We start from the raw sequence: 16,297 nt of genomic DNA, 5'->3' as shown, positions 1-16,297 counted from the left end.
GGCCACAGGGCAGGATGGTCGACATGAGCGACCCCGGCGAGCGCGGTGACACCAGCGGACGCGGCCTTCCCGGCGCGGGCCTGGTGAAGGGGCTGGCGGTCACCCTCAAGACGATGACCAGCCGTTCGACCACCCAGCAGTACCCGGACACGGCTCCCGACCTGCCGCCCCGCTCGCGCGGCGTGATCGCCCTGTCCGAGGAGAACTGCACGGTCTGCATGCTCTGCGCCCGTGAGTGTCCGGACTGGTGCATCTACATCGACTCGCACAAGGAGGAGGTGGTGGTGCCCGGCGCCGCCCGCCCCCGCCAGCGCAACGTGCTCGACAAGTTCGACATCGACTTCTCGCTCTGCATGTACTGCGGCATCTGCATCGAGGTCTGCCCGTTCGACGCGCTCTACTGGTCGCCGGAGTTCGAGTACGCCGAGTACGACATCAAGGACCTGCTGCACGACAAGGACCACCTGGGTCAGTGGATGGCCACCGTTCCGCCGCCGCCCGCGCACGACCCGAACGGCGAGCCGGCCAAGGAGGAGACCTCCGCCGCGCGCAAGGCGGCGGCCGCACGTCCCTCTCCGCCAGTGGTACGCCCCGACGCCGACCAGGACCCGGCGTCGTGAGCGCCCGAGCCGGAAGGGCGCCCCGGTGACCGGCGCGGACGTGCTGCTGCTCGCCCTCGGTGCGGTGGCGGTCGGTGCCGGCGTGCTGGTGGTGACCACGAAACATCTGGTCCGGGCCGGGCTCTACCTGGTGGTGTGCCTGGGCGCGTTGGCCGGTGACTTCCTGGTGCTCAGCGCCGAGCTGGTGGCCTGGGTGCAGGTGTTGATCTACGTGGGCGCGGTGGTGGTCCTGTTGCTGTTCGCGGTGATGCTGACCCGGGCCCCGATCGGCGCCTCCGACGACCTGGACCGGCCCGGCTGGCCGGCCGCGCTGATCGGTGGCGGCGCCGGGCTGGGGCTGACCGCCCTGCTGGTCGACGCGTACCGCTGGAGCACCGTCACGCTGCCCAGCGCCGGCACCGCCGAGCGGCTGGGTGAGCAGATCTTCCAATCCTGGGTGCTGCCGTTCGAGGTGCTCTCGGTGCTGCTGCTCTCCGCGCTGGTCGGCGCGATCGTGCTGTCCCGCCCGGACATCGGCCGAGCCGCCCCGCAACGTGGCCGCACGGCCGGCGACCTGGTCGACAGCGAGACCGGGGGGCGCCGGTGAGGCCGGTCATCCCGTACGTCACCGCCGCGCTGCTGTTCGGCCTCGGCGTGTACGGCGTACTGCGCCGCCGCAACGCGGTGCTGGTGCTGATGTCGGTCGAGTTGATGCTCAACGCGGTCAACCTGATCCTGGTCACCGCCGACACCACCGCCCGCGCCGTGCTCCCGCACTCGGGGCAGGTCTTCGCGCTGTTCGTCATCGTCCTCGCCGCCGCCGAGATCGGGGTGGGGCTGGCGATCGTCCTTCAGCTCTACCGGCTGCGGGCGACAGTCGCCGTGGATGACGTGCCGCTGACCGAGTCGCCGGATCCCGTCGGTGGGCGCGAGCCGGCCGTCATGAACTCGGAGACGGGCCGGTGACCGGGCTGCTCGGGGCGCTGCTGCCCGCCGTACCGCTGGTCGCCGGGCTGCTCGGTCTGCTGCTGCCACCGGCCCCTCGGCGCACCAGTGCGACCGGCGGTGACCGGGCCCGGACGGCCGCCGTGACGCTCGGCGTCGTCGGTGCGGCCGGTGCGCTGGCGCTGGCGGTCGCGCTGCTGCTCACTGTCGACGGGCCGACGGAGACGTCGGCCACCTGGGTCGACTTCGGCGGGCTGGCGGTGACCCTCGGCGTACGGCTGGACGGCGCCGCCGCGCTTGTCGCGGTGGCGGTCACCGCTGTCGCCCTGGCCGTGCAGGTCTACTCGATCGGCTATCTGCGGCGCGGTCCGCACGACGACGTCGACGTGGACCACCGCTACCCGCCCTACGCCGCCCAGATCAGCCTCTTCACCGGTGCCATGCTGCTGGTGGTGGTCGCCGGCGACCTGATCATGCTGTTGGTCGGCTGGGAGGTGATGGGCCTCTGCTCGTACCTCCTGATCGCCCACGACCGCCGACTGGCCGGCGCCCCCGCCGCCGCCATGAAGGCGTTCCTGGTGACCCGGGTCGGTGACGTCGGGTTCCTGCTCGGCATCGCGCTGCTGGGCGTGTCGACGGGCAGCTTCCGGATCGCCGACGTGCTCGCCCACGACCACTCCGGCGCGACGTTGACCGCCGCGGGCCTGCTGCTGCTCGCCGGTGTGGCCGGCAAGAGCGCGCAGTTCCCCCTGCACACCTGGCTGCCGGACGCGATGGCCGGTCCGACCCCGATCTCCGCGCTGATCCACGCCGCGACGATGGTCGCCGCCGGGGTGTACGCGGTGGCCCGGCTCTACCCGCTGTTCACTGCCGCGCCGGTGACGCTGACCGTGCTGGGCGTGCTCGGTGCGATCACGCTGCTGCTCGGCGCGCTCGCCGCCACCGCCCAGGACGACATCAAACGCGTGCTGGCCTGGTCGACCGTGTCCCAACTGGGTTACATGACCGGCGCGCTGGCTGTCGGTTCACCCTCGGCCGCGCTGTTCCACCTGCTCACCCATGCCGCCTTCAAGGCGCTGCTGTTCCTCGCCGCCGGCGCGGTGATCCACGCCGTCGGCACCACCCTCATGTCGGAGATGGGCGGGCTGCGGCGCAGCATGCCGGTGACGTTCTGGTGCACGGTGGTGGGCCTGGGCGCGCTGGCCGGGGTGCCGCCGTTCGCCGGTTTCTGGAGCAAGGACGGCGTACTGACGGTCGCCGAGTCGGCCGCGCTGGAGGGTACCGGCCCGGCCCCGTCCTGGGTGGGCTGGATCGTCTGGATCGCCGGCCTGGTCGGCGTGGCGATCACCGCCTGGTACGCAGGTCGGCTGCTGCTGCGCGCCTTCTTCGGCACCCCGCGCCTGCCCCTGGTCCATCCGCACGACCCGCCGGCCGTCCTGCGCTGGCCGGTGCTGCTGCTGGCCGTGCCGGCCGCGCTGCTCGGTCTGGCCGGGTTCGTCGGGGCGTTCGCCGACCGCCTGCGGTTCCCCACCGTCCCGGTGGCGGGCTCCGAGGACGGCCTGGTCCACCTGGGGTCGGGGGTGCTGCTGCCGCTCGCGTTCCTGCTGCTCGGCGCCGCGCTGGTGACGCTGGGCTGGCGCCGCGACCCGGCCGCCGACCCGGCTGCGGCGCTGGGTCCGCTGCGGCCGGTCTTCGCCCGCGCGTTCCGGCTCGACGACGTCCAGCACACCCTCGTGGTACGCCCCGTCCGCGCGCTGGCCCGCTCCGCGCGGACGAGTGACGAGGTGGTGGTGGACGGCGCCGTCGAGGGCAGTGGGCGAGCCGCGTCCGGTCTTGGCGCGGGGCTGGCCGCGCTGCACCGCGCGGCGCTGCCCCGGGCCGCCGCCGGCGTGCTGGCCGGCGCGCTGCTGATCGGCCTGGCCGCCGCCCTGGTTGGAGTCAACCAGTGAGCGCGAGGAGTGAGCCGGGTTTGCGAGCCCCGCAGTCGCGAACAGAGGCGGTCCAATGACGTTTGGGCAGGGGTTGCTGGTCGCGGTGCTGGCGGTGCCGGCGCTGGGTGCGGTAGCGGTGGCGGCGACGCCCCGGGACCGGGCGGCCCGGCTGGTCGGTACGGTCGCGGCGGCGTTGACCCTGCTGGCCGCGGTGCCGCTGGTGTTCGGCGGTCGGGGCTGGGTCGCGTGGTCGGCGGACGCGCCGGCGGTGCGTCCGTGGCACCAACTGGACCTGGCCTGGGTGCCCGGTCTGGAGTTGCGCTTCCACCTCGGCGTCGACGGCATCTCCTGGCCGCTGGTGGTGTTGACCGCGCTGCTCACGTTGCTCTGCTGCGCGTACACGATGTGGCGGGTGCCGGACGGCGGCAGCGGCCGGGCGCTTGTCGCGCTGCTGTTGGTGGTCGAGGTGGGCATCCTGGGCACCTTCCTCGCCCTGGACCTGGTGTTGTTCTTTCTCTTCTTCGAGGTCGTCCTGCTGCCCATGTACGCGATCATCGCCGGCTGGGGTGGCGCGGACCGGCGTCGGGCGGCCCGGAAGTTCGCCCTCTACACGCTGTTCGGCTCGGTGCTGCTGCTGGTCGGCGTGTACGTCGTGGTCGCCGCCGCCGGCACCGCCGACCTGGTGACGTTGACCGGTGGCGCGGGGATGTCCCGGGGCACCCAGTTGGCCGCGTTCACACTGCTCGCGTTGGCGTTCGCTGTGAAGAGCCCGCTGTGGCCGTTGCACTCCTGGCTTCCCGACGCGCACACCCAGGCACCCACGGTGGGCAGTGTCATGTTGGCCGGTGTGCTGCTCAAGATGGGTACGTACGGCCTGATAAGGGTCGCGGTAGGGGTGGCGCCGGAGGGCGCCCGTTGGGCGGCGCCGGTGCTCGGCGTGCTGGCCGTCGCCGCGATCCTGATCGGTTCGCTGGTCTGCCTGGCCCAGTCGGACGTGAAGCGGCTCATCGCGTACTCCAGCGTGGGGCACATGGGCTTCGTGCTGCTGGGCGTCGCCACGCTGACCGCCACCGGCATCCAGGCGGCGTTGATCGGCAACGTCGCGCACGGTGTGATCACCGGCCTGCTGTTCTTCCTGGCCGGGGCGGTGAAGGACCGTACCGGCACGGGCACCCTCGCCGAACTGTCCGGGCTGCGGGAGACCGCGCCCCGGTTGGCGGGTCTACTCGCGTTCGCAGCGATCGCGTCGCTGGGCCTGCCCGGGCTGGCCGGATTCTGGGGTGAGGCGTTCGCGGTGATCGCCGCCGTGCAGGTGGGCGGCCCGCTCTGGACCACCCTCGGGGTGCTGGCGGCGGTCGGTGGGGCGCTCACCGCCGCGTACTTCCTGCGGTTGCTGCGCCAGGTCACCCACAACCGGCCGAGCCCCGCCGTCGGTCAGGTCGGCCCCGGCCTGGCCGGTGCGGAGTTGACCGCCTGGGTGCCGCTGGTGCTGCTCGCGTTGGCCATCGGGCTGGCACCGACGCTGGTCCTCGGCGTCGCCGAGGCCCCCGTCGACGCCCTGATCGGTGTGGTTTCCCGGTGAGCGCGAGGAGTGCAGCGAAGCGGAGCCCCGCAGTCGCGAACGAAGGCAGGCTCAGATGAACGTCGTGCAGAGCGTGGACAGCGTCGCGCTGCTGCCGGCCTACCTGGCCGCCGGCACGGCCGTACTCGTGCTCATCACCGATCTGCTCGTGGCCCGGCCACGGGCCACCATCGCGGTGGCCGCGCTCGGCGCGCTCGGCACCGCCGTCGGCTCCGCGCTGGTCGGGGCGGGTGCCGAGCGGCGGACGTTCTGCGTGGGCGCCGACTGCTCCTGGATCTTCGGCGGTCGCGCGACAGTGGTCGCCGTGGTGGTCGCGCTGCTCACAGTGGGCGTGCTCGGGCTGTCGGTGCCCGCGCTGCGGGCCGGGCGGTCACCGGTCGGGGAGTACGCCTTCCTGTTGGCCTGCTCGATGACCGGCGGCGTGGTGCTCGGCGCGGCCGGCGACCTGATCACGCTGATCGTCGCCCTGGAGACGCTGACCCTGCCGCTGTACGTGCTGGTCGGCCTGCGTCGGGGGAGCCTCGCGAGCGCCGAGGCGGCGGTGACCTTCTTCGTGGTCAGTGTTGTGGCGACCACGCTGACCCTGCTCGGCGCGGCACTGCTGTACGCGGTGACCGGTGGGCTGCACCTGGACCGGCTCGGCACGTTGCTCGCCGAGCAGCCGGAGCTGCGGGACCTGCCGCTGACCACCGCCGCGGTGGCGGTGCTGCTGGTCGGCCTGGCCTTCAAGGTGGCGGCGGTGCCGTTCCACGCCTGGGCGCCGGCCACCTACGACGGCGCGCCGCTGCCGGTGGCCGCGTACCTGTCCACGGCGTCGAAGCTGGGCGGCCTGGTCGCCCTGCTCGCCGTGGTGCAACGGGCGCTGCCGGCGGACCAGACCGGTCCGGTGCTCGCCCTGCTCGCCGTGCTCACCATGACCGTCGGCAACCTGGTCGCCCTGCGTCAGCGGCGGACCGTCCGGCTGCTCGCCTGGTCGTCCGTCGCGCAGGCCGGATACATTCTCGCCCCGCTGGGAGCGTTGGCGCTGGCCGCGGGACGCACGGACGAGGCACGGTCCGCCGCGTACGCGGCCGCCGTGGCGTACGCCGTCTTCTTCGTGGTGTTGGAGCTGGCCGCGTTCGCCGGAGTGACCGCGCTGCGGCCGGCGGGTGCGGACGGCGGCACGTTGGACGACCTGCGCGGGGCAGCCCGGCGGCACCCGTGGCGAGCTGCGGCGTTCGGTCTCGCGCTGGTGGGTCTGGCTGGTCTGCCGCCGGGGCTGGCCGGCCTGTTCGCGAAGGTGACGGTGGTTCGGGCGCTGCTGGACGGTGGCGCGGCCTGGCTGGCGCTGGTGGTGGCGCTGAACGCCGTGATCGGGCTCGCCTACTACCTGCGGGTGACCGCCGCGCTCTGGGCGCCGACCACGACGCCCGGCCCGGCCGCGGCGCTCGCCGGTGGCGGAGCGTCGGGCGTACCCGTGGGGGGTGTGGTGGCGGTGGTGCTGGCGGTGGCGACGGTGGCCGCCGTGGTGCTCGGCGTCGCCCCGCAACTGGTGCTCGACCTGGCCGGCCGCTGACCCCACCTGGGCTTCGGTCTCAGTCAACTCTCAGCGTTGAGACGGATGGTTGGTGGGTACCGGGTTGTTACACCGGTCAGCGGATCCCGGCGATCCGTGCACCGAAGGAGACATCGTGCACCACAACCGTCTGAAGACCGCAGCGCTGCTCGGCCTGCTCAGCGCCCTGATCCTGGCGGTGGGCTACTGGTTCGGCGGCAGCGGCGGTCTGGTCATCGCCGTCGTCGTGTCTCTGGTCATGAACGGCGTCACCTACTTCTACTCCGACAAGCTCGCACTGCGCTCGATGGGGGCGCAACCGGTCACCGAGGCGCAGTTCCCCGAGCTGTACCGGATGGTCCGGGAGCTGGCCACCGACGCCCGGCAGCCGATGCCGCGGCTCTACGTCAGCCCCACCTCGCAGCCCAACGCGTTCGCCACCGGTCGTAACCCGCAGCACGCGGCCGTCTGCGTGACGCAGGGCATCACCGAGATCCTCGACTACCGCGAGCTGCGCGGCGTGATCGGGCACGAGCTGTCCCACGTCTACAACCGGGACATCCTGATCTCCAGCGTGGCGGCCGGTCTGGCCAGCATCATCACCCTGCTGGCGAACCTCGCCTTCTTCATCCCGCTGGGCGGCGGAGACGACGAGGACCGACCCAACCCGGCTGTGCTGCTGCTCACCCTGATCCTGGGCCCGATCGCGGCCACGGTGATCCAGTTGGCGATCAGCCGGAGCCGCGAGTTCCAGGCGGACGCCTCCGGCGCCGAGCTGAGCCGCGACCCGCTGGCCCTGGCCAGCGCGCTCCGCAAGATCGACGCGGTGGCCCGACGTCGGCCGTTGCCGGCCCAGGGCCAGCTCACCAGCACCGCCCACCTCATGATCGCCAACCCGTTCCGGGGCGGCGGCATGGCAGCGCTCTTCTCCACGCACCCGAAGATGGAGGACCGCGTCGCCCGGCTGGAGCAGATGGCCCGCAACTCGGGGCCGGTGCAGTTCCAGCGCTGACCCGCTGATCCACCGCCTCCGCCCGTACCCGGCCGCGCCGGGTACGGGCGGATCGCTGTGTCGGAGACTATTTCCGTTGTCCTCCTGTCCGGCGGCGGCGTTAGGGTCGTAACGGCTCACGCTCATTACATCCTCGGGAGGTTCACGGTGACCGCGCTGCGTCAGTACCTGGGTGTCTGGCGGATCCCCGGCGCGCCCATGCTGCTGATCACCGGCATCATCGGGCGGCTCGGAATCGGCATGACCCCGCTGGCGCTGCTCCTGGTCGTCGAGCAGGTGACGGGGCGCTACTCACTGGCCGCCATCGCCGGCGGCATCTACGCCCTCGCCGGTGCCGCGCTCAGCCCGGTGGCCGGACGGATCGCCGACCGGGTCGGCCCCAGCCCCGTCCTGCTGCTCACCGCCGTGGCCCACCCGCTGGCGCTCATCGGGCTGCTGCTGGCCAGCCGCTCCGGCGACGACGCACTCCCCGTCATCTACCTCACCGCAGGCGTGGCCGGCGCCACCTACCCGCCGCTCAGCGCCGCCATCCGAGGCGCCTGGAACGACCTGACCGGCCCCAACTCCGGCCGATACCACCTCCGCAACACCGCGCTGGCCGCCGAGACCACGCTGTTCGAAATCGTCTTCGTCCTCGGCCCACTGCTCGTCGCAGGCTTCGTCCTCGTCGCCGACGCGGCGGCCGCGCTGATCGGTGCGGCCGTGGTCACCCTGGTCGGCACGACCGCCGTGGCCCTCGGCCGGGTCATGCGCGGCTGGCGTCCGCACCCGCAGGAACACCACGCCCGTGGGCTCGGCCCGCTCCGGGTCCCCGGCTTCCCCGCCCTGCTTATCTGCGTCGCCGGCCTGGGCATCGCGTTCGGGGCCGCCGGTGTGATCGTGCCGGCGTTCGCGAGCGACCACGCCACCGGCGACCCGGAAAGCCTCGCCGGCGTCCTGCTCGCGGTCTGGGGCGTCGGCAGCGCCATCGGTGGGCTCTGGTTCGGCGTCCGCAAGCCCGCACCGAACATGACCCGGCAGTTCGCCCTGCTGCTCGCCGCGCTGGCCGCCACCTTCGCCGTGTTCGCGGTGATGCCCACCCCGCTCGCGCTGGGTGTCGCGCTGGTCGTCGGCGGGGCCACCATCGCGCCCGCGCTGACCCTGGAGAACACCCTGGTCGGCCGGATCGCCCCGACCGGCATGTTGAACGAGGCGTACACCTGGGTGGTCACCGTCGCGGTGGCGTCGAGCGCCGCCGGCGGCTCGGTGGCCGGCGTGATCGTGGACCACGCCGGCGGCGTCCGCTGGGCGTTCCTGTTCGCCGGGGCGGCGGTCGCCGTCGGGGCCGCGGTCGCCGCACTACCCGCCGGGCCCATCGCCCGCGCGGAAACCACAGCGGTACGCGCCGAAGACCCCGTCCCCGTCTGACCTGCTGTCTTCTGGCCGCCTCCCCTGCGGCTTGCTGTCGGCCTGATCCGCGCGGCTTCGTGTCGGCTTGATCCGCGCGGCTTCAGGTCGGCTTGATCCGCGCGGGCTTCCGGTCGGATTGATCCACTCGGGTTCCTTGAGGTCGGGGTATCCCTGCGCGGCGGACACCCCGATTTCCAGGAACCCGGGTTCCGCCGCCTACCCTGGGTTCATGGCCAAGGTTCTATATTCGGCGACGGCGTCGCTCGACGGCTACATCGCCGGCCCCGGCGGCGACATGTCGTGGCTGAGCGACCACCTGGGCGGCGACAACCCGACGGCGGAGCGCCTACTCAACAGCGTCGGCGCGATCCTGGCCGGCAACGGCACATTCGGCGGCGACGACCCCAACCGTGGCACCGACAGCGAAGGCGCGTTCGGCGGCCAGTACCACGGGCCGGTGTTCGTCCTCACCCACCGACCACCGGCCGAGCCACCCGCGGACGTCACGTTCGTCGGTGACCTGCACACCGCCGTCGCCCAGGCCAAGGAGGCCGCCGGGGACAGGTACGTCAACATCCTCGGCGCCAACGTCGCCAAGCAGTGCATCGAGGCCGGGCTGCTCGACGAGGTCCTCATGTTCTTCGCCCCGGTGCTGCTCGGCGACGGGGTACGCATGTTCGACCACCCCGGCGGCACCAAAGTGCGGCTGGAGTCGCTGCCCGGCGAGACCGAGCACTGGTACCGCGTCGTCTACCGAGCCCGCGTACCGATGGGGTGAGCCACATGGAACACGTCGACGACCCGGATCGAGCCTTCAGCTTGCGCATGACCACTCGCCAGTGGCGCCACCTGGATGGCGCGGTCGACAGCGAGGTCAGCGTTGCGGGGGAGAGCGGCGATCCTCACCAGGTCGTGCAGACAGGGTCAGGCATCCGCGAAGCAGGATGGGACCAGGTCGCGCACTGGACCCCTGGCGTCGCCGGCTCGGGGAACTGGCCGACCGACGACGAGGAAGTCGCCGTCAAGCTGTCGCGCAGACAATGGGAGCTGGCTGCCCAGTGCGCCGCGCACTGGGCCGCTGTCGCCAGGAGCGTGGGCCACGAGCAGGAGGCCGCCGTGCTGCGCTCTGTCCACGCACTCGTGGTCGACGGACTCCGTGCGGAGTCAGCCTGACCGGCGGGGTGAGTCGACGCCGACCTGGGTGGGTCGACGCCGACTCGGGCGGGTGACTTCCTCAGCTTCAGTGGGCCTGACGCCTGCTCGCGTGGGCTTGACGCCTACTCGGCGGGTGGCGTCCCCGGCCGGGTGGGTTGAGTCAGGCTCGGATGGGCCGCCGAGGTCCGTCGTGAGTGATGGATGACGGCTGCCCAGCTGGCCGAATGCCGTCGGCCCGATCGCCCAGCCGGCCGGATCTGCCCTACCTGTAGTTGTTGAACTGGAGGGCGACGCCGAAGTCCTCGCCCTTGAGCAGCGAGATGACCGCCTGGAGGTCGTCCCTCTTCTTGCCGGTGACCCGCAGCTGGTCGCCCTGGATCTGCGCCTGCACGCCCTTGGGGCCCTCTTCGCGGATCTTCTTGCTGATCGCCTTGGCCTTGTCCGTCTCGATGCCCTGGATCACCTTGCAGTCGATCTTGAAGATCTTGCCCGACGGGCGCGGCTCCCCAGCATCCAGCGACTTCAGCGAGATGTTCCGCTTGACGAGCTTCTCCTTGAACACGTCCAGTGCAGCGCGGACGCGCTCCTCGGTCTCCGCCTGAAGGCCGATCGCCTCCTCGCCAGACCAGGAGATCTCAGCGCCGGTGCCGCGGAAGTCGAACCGCGTCGCAAGCTCCTTCTCCGCCTGCCGAAGGGCGTTGTCGACCTCCTGCCGGTCAACCTTGCTCACGATGTCGAACGACGGGTTCGCTGCCATGTTTCTGCTCCTGCTGTCCGGCGGTCTGGGCCTGCCGTCGGCCGCCGACCAGCGGCACGACCCCCTGACCGTACCCGGTTGCGTAGGTGCCGGGGGGAGCCGCTATCCTTGCTTCCGCCGCCGCGTTACGACGCGGTGGGGTGCCCTGGCGGGTTGCCCGAGCGGCCAATGGGAGCGGACTGTAAATCCGTCGCGAAAGCTTCAGAGGTTCGAATCCTCTACCCGCCACCAGGTGCAGACACGGCCCCTGACCAGCAGAGATGCTGATCGGGGGCCATTGTCGTTGATCTAGCCGAGTCTGGCTGAGTCCAGCCCGTGACGACTGGTTGTGGGCAGATGGTGGGCAGGTCGATCTTGCCCTGAGGGGCCTCCCTGGGGCTTCTAAGGCTGACTGCTGGGGCTGCGTGGGCCGCGCCGTGTGCGACCGGCTCAGGGTGGTCTGTTGGGCCCCGCTGACTGCGGGAGGTAGGTCGGGGGCAAGCCAGTCCCGGGGTTGGACTGGCGCGGCAGCCGGAAGCCCCGGCTCTCGATCAGGTCGACCTGCCGGCTTCCGTGCCGCCTGGCCGTGGTCGTGCTGCGTCCTATTCAGCGGAGTTCGGGGCGGCGGTCCGGCGGCAGTCGGTGGCTCTCCGCCCCGGCGCCGGAGGCGGCCGGGGCGGCTTGCCGCCGGCCGGCTCACCGCCCGCGCCGCGCGGAGCGCGGCGCCTTGATCCGAAATAGCTCAATTCGGCAATACAGTCGGCTCACAAGCTGTCATCCGTCGACTGAGGTGCTACAGACGTTCGTCAACTGATCTGCGGCACCTGATCGGGCCCACTGCAGCAGATCCGGATAAGTCGAATCGGTGTGTGGCGAAGTGCGACCGCATCGGAGAGGTGAACGATCAGTCGTCGCCCCACTCGGATGGCCGCCAACCGGAAAGGTACTTGTCGGCGAGTTCGATTGCGGAATTTAACTCGTCGTCCGCGGTGCTGCGGAGCGCGTCGACAGCCTCCTTGACAGCTGGTTCTCCGCCGAGGACTTCGACGAGAACATCCCAGTTCATTCGCACGCTCTTTTGGACCGAGCGTCTGTCCACCTGCTGGCTGCGGACGATGGACTGCGCATCAAGCAGTAGCGCACGACAGAGCGGAATGTCTTTGGGGTCCACGTGCACAACATCGGCATCGTCGCCGAAGAACTTGGGCGAATACAGGAGGCGGAGCAGCCCCTTCTCGTTGGCAAGTCTACTGGAGGGTGCCGCCGCCAACTGTTCATGAAACTGCTTCTCGAGTACCTTCGCATCGGTCTCTGAGACGAGGCGGTGGCCGGCGCCTTCTCGATATCCGACGATGGTGATGAGCTCGAACCTGGAGGCGAAGTGCGGTACCTCGGGCAGGATTGAATTGGCTGCGTCCATCACCTCGTCAGGTGTCTCGAGACGGCGCAGGAGGCGCAGGACAACACGCACTACGACCAGTCTGGCGTCAACGAGGGTCATTATCCCGCGTGGCCGTTCCGGCATGTCCGGCAGGAGGTTCAGCAATACACGGGATGCGGGTACGACAGCGTCTACCGGGAACTCGGTCTCAAAGGCTTCCAGGGCGCTGACGACGTCCTCGAGTTCGCTGATCTCGCAGCTGCGGAGCAGAGCATCGAGCGCGCGCTCATCATCGAGAAGAGCGAATGCTGCTTCGGCGTTTCCGAAGGCGCGCATGCCGTCGTTGCTGACCTGTTCCAAGTAGAGTGCGAAGACATCTGGGTGAGCGACCCGACGCCCTCTGAGCCAACCTGACTGCCACGACGAGTCATAGTTGTTCGAACCGATGTGCCGGCGTGCAGCTGGGAAGATCCGCTCGATGAGAGCTTTGACGACTTCAGGCTTCTTGGCGCCACCTGCTACGACTGCATCCACCTGCTCCTTCAGGCGGGGGTTCTCGTATCGCGGGTTGAAGCTCGCTGACGAGGTGGTGGTGAGTCCGTCGCGGCCTGCCACGACCGACTGGAAGACGTCAGGGAGAAAGACTCGGATGGCCTCGAGCGCTAGCACGTCGACGAACTCGACCTGGCTGCCTAGCGTGCGGGATGTAGCGCGGACCGCGGCGCAGTATCGGGCGATGTCGCGCATGTTCGTGATGAGTGGCCTGACTATCTCCATGAGAATGTCTGGCCAGGCTTCTTCGTCGAACCTCTCCAGCACACCCAGATCAGAAACGGCCTCCTGGAGCGACTCGCCCAGTAGCCGAAGCAAGACGGAGTTCGGGACCGACGGGACGTCGATGCCGAGCTGTATGATCTTCTCCAGGTAGGCGCGGCCATCGAATCCGGATTGGCCGAGGGCGGCCTCCACGCGGACGCGGTCAAGGGCGAGGACGTACACAAGGTTCGGGAAGCTTGCCGTCAGTCGAACCAACTTGAAGATGTCCCGGATCTCGGTCGACTCGAGCCGGTCGATGTCGTCGATGACTACTACGATGGGTCGATCCAGCTTTGCGAGCTCGACGGCCAGCTTGTGGCGTTGGTCCGCGATGCTTCCCTTGCGCTTCTCCTGATACTCCGCGATGACCTTCGTGGCACCCCTGAACCGGTTGAACCAAGCGCCAACGACGGGCAGGGCTTCGACCGGGCTAAGGAGGTCGGCGTAGGTGTTCACCGACTCGGCGATGGCCGCGACCTTCGGACCCTTCAAACGCATCTGAGCGGCAAGCTCGCGGAAGAACGTTTGGACCAGCTCGTCGGTTCCCGAGAACATCCAGGGGTTGAACTCGATGACCGGCAGGGCCGGCTCCGCCCGAAGGGCTTCGCCAATCATGTTGACAATCGAGGTCTTGCCTGAGCCCCAGGGACCAAAGACCCCAACGACGTAGCCTCCGGACGCATCGACGTCGCGGATGCCACCTGCGATATTCGCCGCGCCCACGCTGCGCTTGAGTAGGTCATGTTCCGCACCACTGATGGGGTTGTCGCCGACGCTCGCCATGGGTCCACTGTGCCACTCAGCTTCAACAGTCCCTACGGCACGTGCTGCGACTCGGCTGGCGTCCCGGCTCCGAGTCTCAGCACGTGGGCACCAGACTCCGCTACTTGTGACAAGGGCCGGACGCCCCGCCCCTCATATCAGCCATGAGGGGACGTTTCGTTGTCGGCATCTGCCACCCCAAGATCTCCGGCACCTGTTGCGCATCACCTAGCAGAGGTGCGTTTCACATTAGCTATCTCTATAGCTATCTCATGTCCGAGGGCTTGGTGCGGCTGCCAGGCACCTGAACCGTGATGATGTGTCTCGGGGTGCCGTCTCCCTCGATGTCGAACGTGGTATGCCCAATCAACTCGCTCAGGTGCGGCGCTGGTCCTGTCGGGTCGAACGCCTTGTGTCGTAGGGCGACGAGGAAGCCGATTCGGATGTCGGTACCCTGATAGGCTGCGGCCTGCTTGAGGTAGGCAGTCTTATCGCTCATCGGGACTTTGGTTGAGTCGACCTTCATCTCGATATGAATCGCAAAGCCGTCGAACTTGAGCCGCAAATCAATACGTCCGCCCGCAACATGCTGGACTTCGTATTCAACGGTTGAGCCGAGGTCGCTTAGCGTAAGGTAGCCATCGAGGTCATGGTGGATACTGTCTTCTTTGGCCGCTGTGTCGAATAGGTATGGGAACCGGTCGGATTGCCTATTTGTCCGAGTCGTTACGAATCGGATAACGATTCGTAGGAGTTCGTCGACTGTGATTGCTACTTCATCCCGGTAGTCGGGGCTTGAAGCGAGGGCAGCTCGAATGCTTGAGTAAATTCTCGTCTCGATCAAATTGAGGCTGCGCCTGCCAATGGTCCGGTTGTCAATCGCTCGGGCGAGTTCGCCTAGGGTAACTTCCGAAAGCGTTCCTAGGTCGTTGGCCGCATTTGATCCGGCTGGAACGAGTTGGCTAAGTGGCGGCGGCAGCGGCATGCCTGCCGTACCGCCGTCGCCTTTTCCCTGACCAGCTCCTCCGAGGGCGTGCGATCGAGCAGCAGTCAGGACTGCGCGAGCCGCCTCAAGTTGCTCGGACAGAATGACCTGCTGGTCGGCGGTGGTAGCTGTACTAATTTGTTGTTCAAGCTCCTCTGTGTGATCTTCGAGGTTGCTCAGAAGGCCAGCGGTTCTGGCAAACCCCGTTTCGATGATCGGCTGAACGAGGCTTAAAATTCCGTCGACATCGTCTTCGCGGCGTACGACTTCCACTGAGCGGGAACCAACGTATATTTGCAATAGGTGGTCCACGACTACTGCAGCCTTGTAAAAGCTGTTGCGGTCAAATTCCTCTCGAAGCCTCCCTAAGTCGTCGGCTAATCGGCTCCAGGCAGCAAGTGCTGCTCGTTTCGGGTCGCCGTACCAGTGATTCAGCCCCACCGACGCGACGTTGATCCTGCGTACGCGTTCGCTAAGATGGTCGAGAGCTTGCGGCTCGAGGTGCGGCGTTGCCAGGGATGTGACGGTTGGGGGCACCCCTGATTGCTGGAGCAATGAAAGCAAGAGTTGAACGACTGCGAGCAGAATGTCCGCGTCTTCGCGCTCGTAGTTGTCTCGAGCGGTGTCTAGGTACGCTGCCGATGCTTCGAGGTGCATGGCCATTGCCGCCAGGTCGGATGCGCGGAGTGCATCAATCAGTTCGATTCCGGCTAATGTCCACGCAGCATCGGATGCAACATCTTCCGGGTCCACGTCATGCTGAACTGCGCTCGAGGGCCTGTCCATGCCTGCGACTAACCGAACTACGCGGGCTAGGGACGCTGCGTGCGGCCAGTGGTCGACAACGGTACCCACTGCCCGAATGACGGCTATTGCGACTGGCTTCGGGGCAGGTGCGTCGAACTTCTTCAGAAGTGCAAACAAGTCGAATGGCGGGTCATCGTCGGCGAGGCTCAGCCGAGTGAGCGCTTCGAGGGCATCCGCTGCTCGCTGGGCCGCTCGAGTGGTCGGGTTGAGGAGCTTGCAGAAGCTTCTGACTATATCCTCAAGCTCCGTCGCAAGGCCGATTCGGGACTCGGCAAGAGCTGCGGGGCAGCTCAGTAGGGTGTTGAGGCTGTCGGCGAAGACCGCGGGGTTCATGGTTCGCGTTATGGCTGTGGTGACCGCGCTCATCGCAGCGGTGTAGGCGCTTGTTCGGTTGTTGGGGTCGGCAGCGTCCTGTACAACCAGCGCGACGAGCGGGGTGAGTACGGCGCTGTCAGCCATCGCCGCGCCGTCGGAGGCGACGCGTTCCCAGCCGCCGAGACTCGTAAGTGCGTTGATGTCCGGGGGACGGCCTGGAGCCCGGGCGAGCAATATCATGAGGTCGCCGGCAAGATCGGTGGACGATGGGTTCGTCATGCGTCCCTCCTCGAGCCTGGCGTGTGGTGCGAGCCTAGTGTGGAATCTGGGACTTCCGCGCGGCGAGTT

General features: G+C 68.8%; 13 protein-coding genes and 1 tRNA gene. 11 read left to right on the top strand and 3 right to left on the bottom strand.

Features of this window, described 5'->3' with window-relative positions; all coding sequences use genetic code 11:
• Window positions 1–23 precede the first annotated feature (23 nt).
• From GA0070561_RS18890 to GA0070561_RS18845, 10 genes are all read left to right on the top strand, one after another.
• Window positions 24–620: a NuoI/complex I 23 kDa subunit family protein gene (locus GA0070561_RS18890; protein ID WP_091402502.1), complete on the top strand. Its 597-nt coding sequence runs from the start codon at window positions 24–26 to the stop codon at window positions 618–620.
• 25 nt (window positions 621–645) lie between these two features.
• On the top strand, window positions 646–1,206 hold the full coding sequence (locus tag GA0070561_RS18885; protein ID WP_091402499.1) for an NADH-quinone oxidoreductase subunit J family protein: 561 nt from the start codon (window positions 646–648) through the stop codon (window positions 1,204–1,206).
• Window positions 1,203–1,565, top strand: a complete 363-nt coding sequence (gene nuoK, locus GA0070561_RS18880) for an NADH-quinone oxidoreductase subunit NuoK (protein WP_091402497.1) — start codon at window positions 1,203–1,205, stop codon at window positions 1,563–1,565. The genes GA0070561_RS18885 and nuoK overlap by 4 nt, the downstream gene beginning before the upstream one ends.
• Complete coding sequence (locus GA0070561_RS18875) at window positions 1,562–3,493, top strand: NADH-quinone oxidoreductase subunit 5 family protein (protein ID WP_091402496.1); 1,932 nt, start codon at window positions 1,562–1,564, stop codon at window positions 3,491–3,493. The genes nuoK and GA0070561_RS18875 overlap by 4 nt, the downstream gene beginning before the upstream one ends.
• 55 nt (window positions 3,494–3,548) lie before the next feature.
• Window positions 3,549–5,057 carry a complex I subunit 4 family protein gene (locus GA0070561_RS18870; RefSeq protein ID WP_091402494.1) on the top strand — a complete coding sequence of 503 codons (1,509 nt, stop codon included), beginning with the start codon at window positions 3,549–3,551 and terminating at the stop codon, window positions 5,055–5,057.
• Between the two features lie 55 nt (window positions 5,058–5,112).
• Entirely contained in the window at window positions 5,113–6,612 is a 1,500-nt protein-coding gene (locus GA0070561_RS18865) for an NADH-quinone oxidoreductase subunit N (protein WP_091402491.1), read from the top strand.
• 115 nt (window positions 6,613–6,727) lie between these two features.
• A complete protein-coding gene (gene htpX, locus GA0070561_RS18860; protein WP_091402489.1) occupies window positions 6,728–7,603 on the top strand; it encodes a zinc metalloprotease HtpX in 876 nt (291 codons plus the stop codon).
• Window positions 7,604–7,750: 147 nt separating this feature from the next.
• Window positions 7,751–9,010 (top strand): MFS transporter, encoded by a 1,260-nt coding sequence (locus GA0070561_RS18855; protein ID WP_091402486.1) that lies wholly within the window; start codon window positions 7,751–7,753, stop codon window positions 9,008–9,010.
• A gap of 211 nt (window positions 9,011–9,221) precedes the next feature.
• On the top strand, window positions 9,222–9,770 hold the full coding sequence (locus GA0070561_RS18850) for a dihydrofolate reductase family protein (RefSeq protein ID WP_091402484.1): 549 nt from the start codon (window positions 9,222–9,224) through the stop codon (window positions 9,768–9,770).
• Window positions 9,771–9,775: 5 nt separating this feature from the next.
• Window positions 9,776–10,165, top strand: coding sequence for a hypothetical protein (locus GA0070561_RS18845; RefSeq protein WP_141710400.1), 390 nt, complete (start codon window positions 9,776–9,778; stop codon window positions 10,163–10,165).
• A 244-nt stretch (window positions 10,166–10,409) separates the two neighbouring features.
• On the opposite strand, the gene GA0070561_RS18840 is transcribed toward GA0070561_RS18845, so the two are convergent.
• A complete protein-coding gene (locus GA0070561_RS18840; protein ID WP_091402478.1) occupies window positions 10,410–10,904 on the bottom strand; it encodes a YajQ family cyclic di-GMP-binding protein in 495 nt (164 codons plus the stop codon).
• A 147-nt stretch (window positions 10,905–11,051) separates the two neighbouring features.
• Here GA0070561_RS18840 and GA0070561_RS18835 point away from each other — a divergent pair.
• Window positions 11,052–11,135, top strand: a tRNA-Tyr gene (locus tag GA0070561_RS18835).
• 652 nt (window positions 11,136–11,787) lie between these two features.
• Here GA0070561_RS18835 and GA0070561_RS18830 read toward each other — a convergent pair.
• Window positions 11,788–13,863, bottom strand: coding sequence for a KAP family P-loop NTPase fold protein (locus tag GA0070561_RS18830; protein ID WP_091402475.1), 2,076 nt, complete (start codon window positions 13,861–13,863; stop codon window positions 11,788–11,790).
• 244 nt (window positions 13,864–14,107) lie between these two features.
• Window positions 14,108–16,228: a hypothetical protein gene (locus tag GA0070561_RS18825; RefSeq protein ID WP_091402473.1), complete on the bottom strand. Its 2,121-nt coding sequence runs from the start codon at window positions 16,226–16,228 to the stop codon at window positions 14,108–14,110.
• Between the last annotated feature and the right edge of the window lie 69 nt (window positions 16,229–16,297).

The organism is Micromonospora saelicesensis (genome assembly GCF_900091575.1).
GTDB classification, from domain to species: Bacteria; Actinomycetota; Actinomycetes; order Mycobacteriales; family Micromonosporaceae; genus Micromonospora; species Micromonospora saelicesensis.
This window is presented reverse-complemented; position numbering and strand designations above follow the sequence as displayed.

Excerpts from the sequence above, each read along its gene's own strand:
- GA0070561_RS18890 (WP_091402502.1), top strand. The coding sequence starts at position 24 with ATGAGCGACCCCGGCGAGCGCGGTGACACCAGCGGACGCGGCCTTCCC.
- GA0070561_RS18870 (WP_091402494.1), top strand. The coding sequence starts at position 3,549 with ATGACGTTTGGGCAGGGGTTGCTGGTCGCGGTGCTGGCGGTGCCGGCG.
- GA0070561_RS18865 (WP_091402491.1), top strand. The coding sequence starts at position 5,113 with ATGAACGTCGTGCAGAGCGTGGACAGCGTCGCGCTGCTGCCGGCCTAC.
- GA0070561_RS18850 (WP_091402484.1), top strand. The coding sequence starts at position 9,222 with ATGGCCAAGGTTCTATATTCGGCGACGGCGTCGCTCGACGGCTACATC.
- GA0070561_RS18845 (WP_141710400.1), top strand. The coding sequence starts at position 9,776 with ATGGAACACGTCGACGACCCGGATCGAGCCTTCAGCTTGCGCATGACC.
- GA0070561_RS18840 (WP_091402478.1), bottom strand. The coding sequence starts at position 10,904 with ATGGCAGCGAACCCGTCGTTCGACATCGTGAGCAAGGTTGACCGGCAG.
- GA0070561_RS18830 (WP_091402475.1), bottom strand. The coding sequence starts at position 13,863 with ATGGCGAGCGTCGGCGACAACCCCATCAGTGGTGCGGAACATGACCTA.
- GA0070561_RS18825 (WP_091402473.1), bottom strand. The coding sequence starts at position 16,228 with ATGACGAACCCATCGTCCACCGATCTTGCCGGCGACCTCATGATATTG.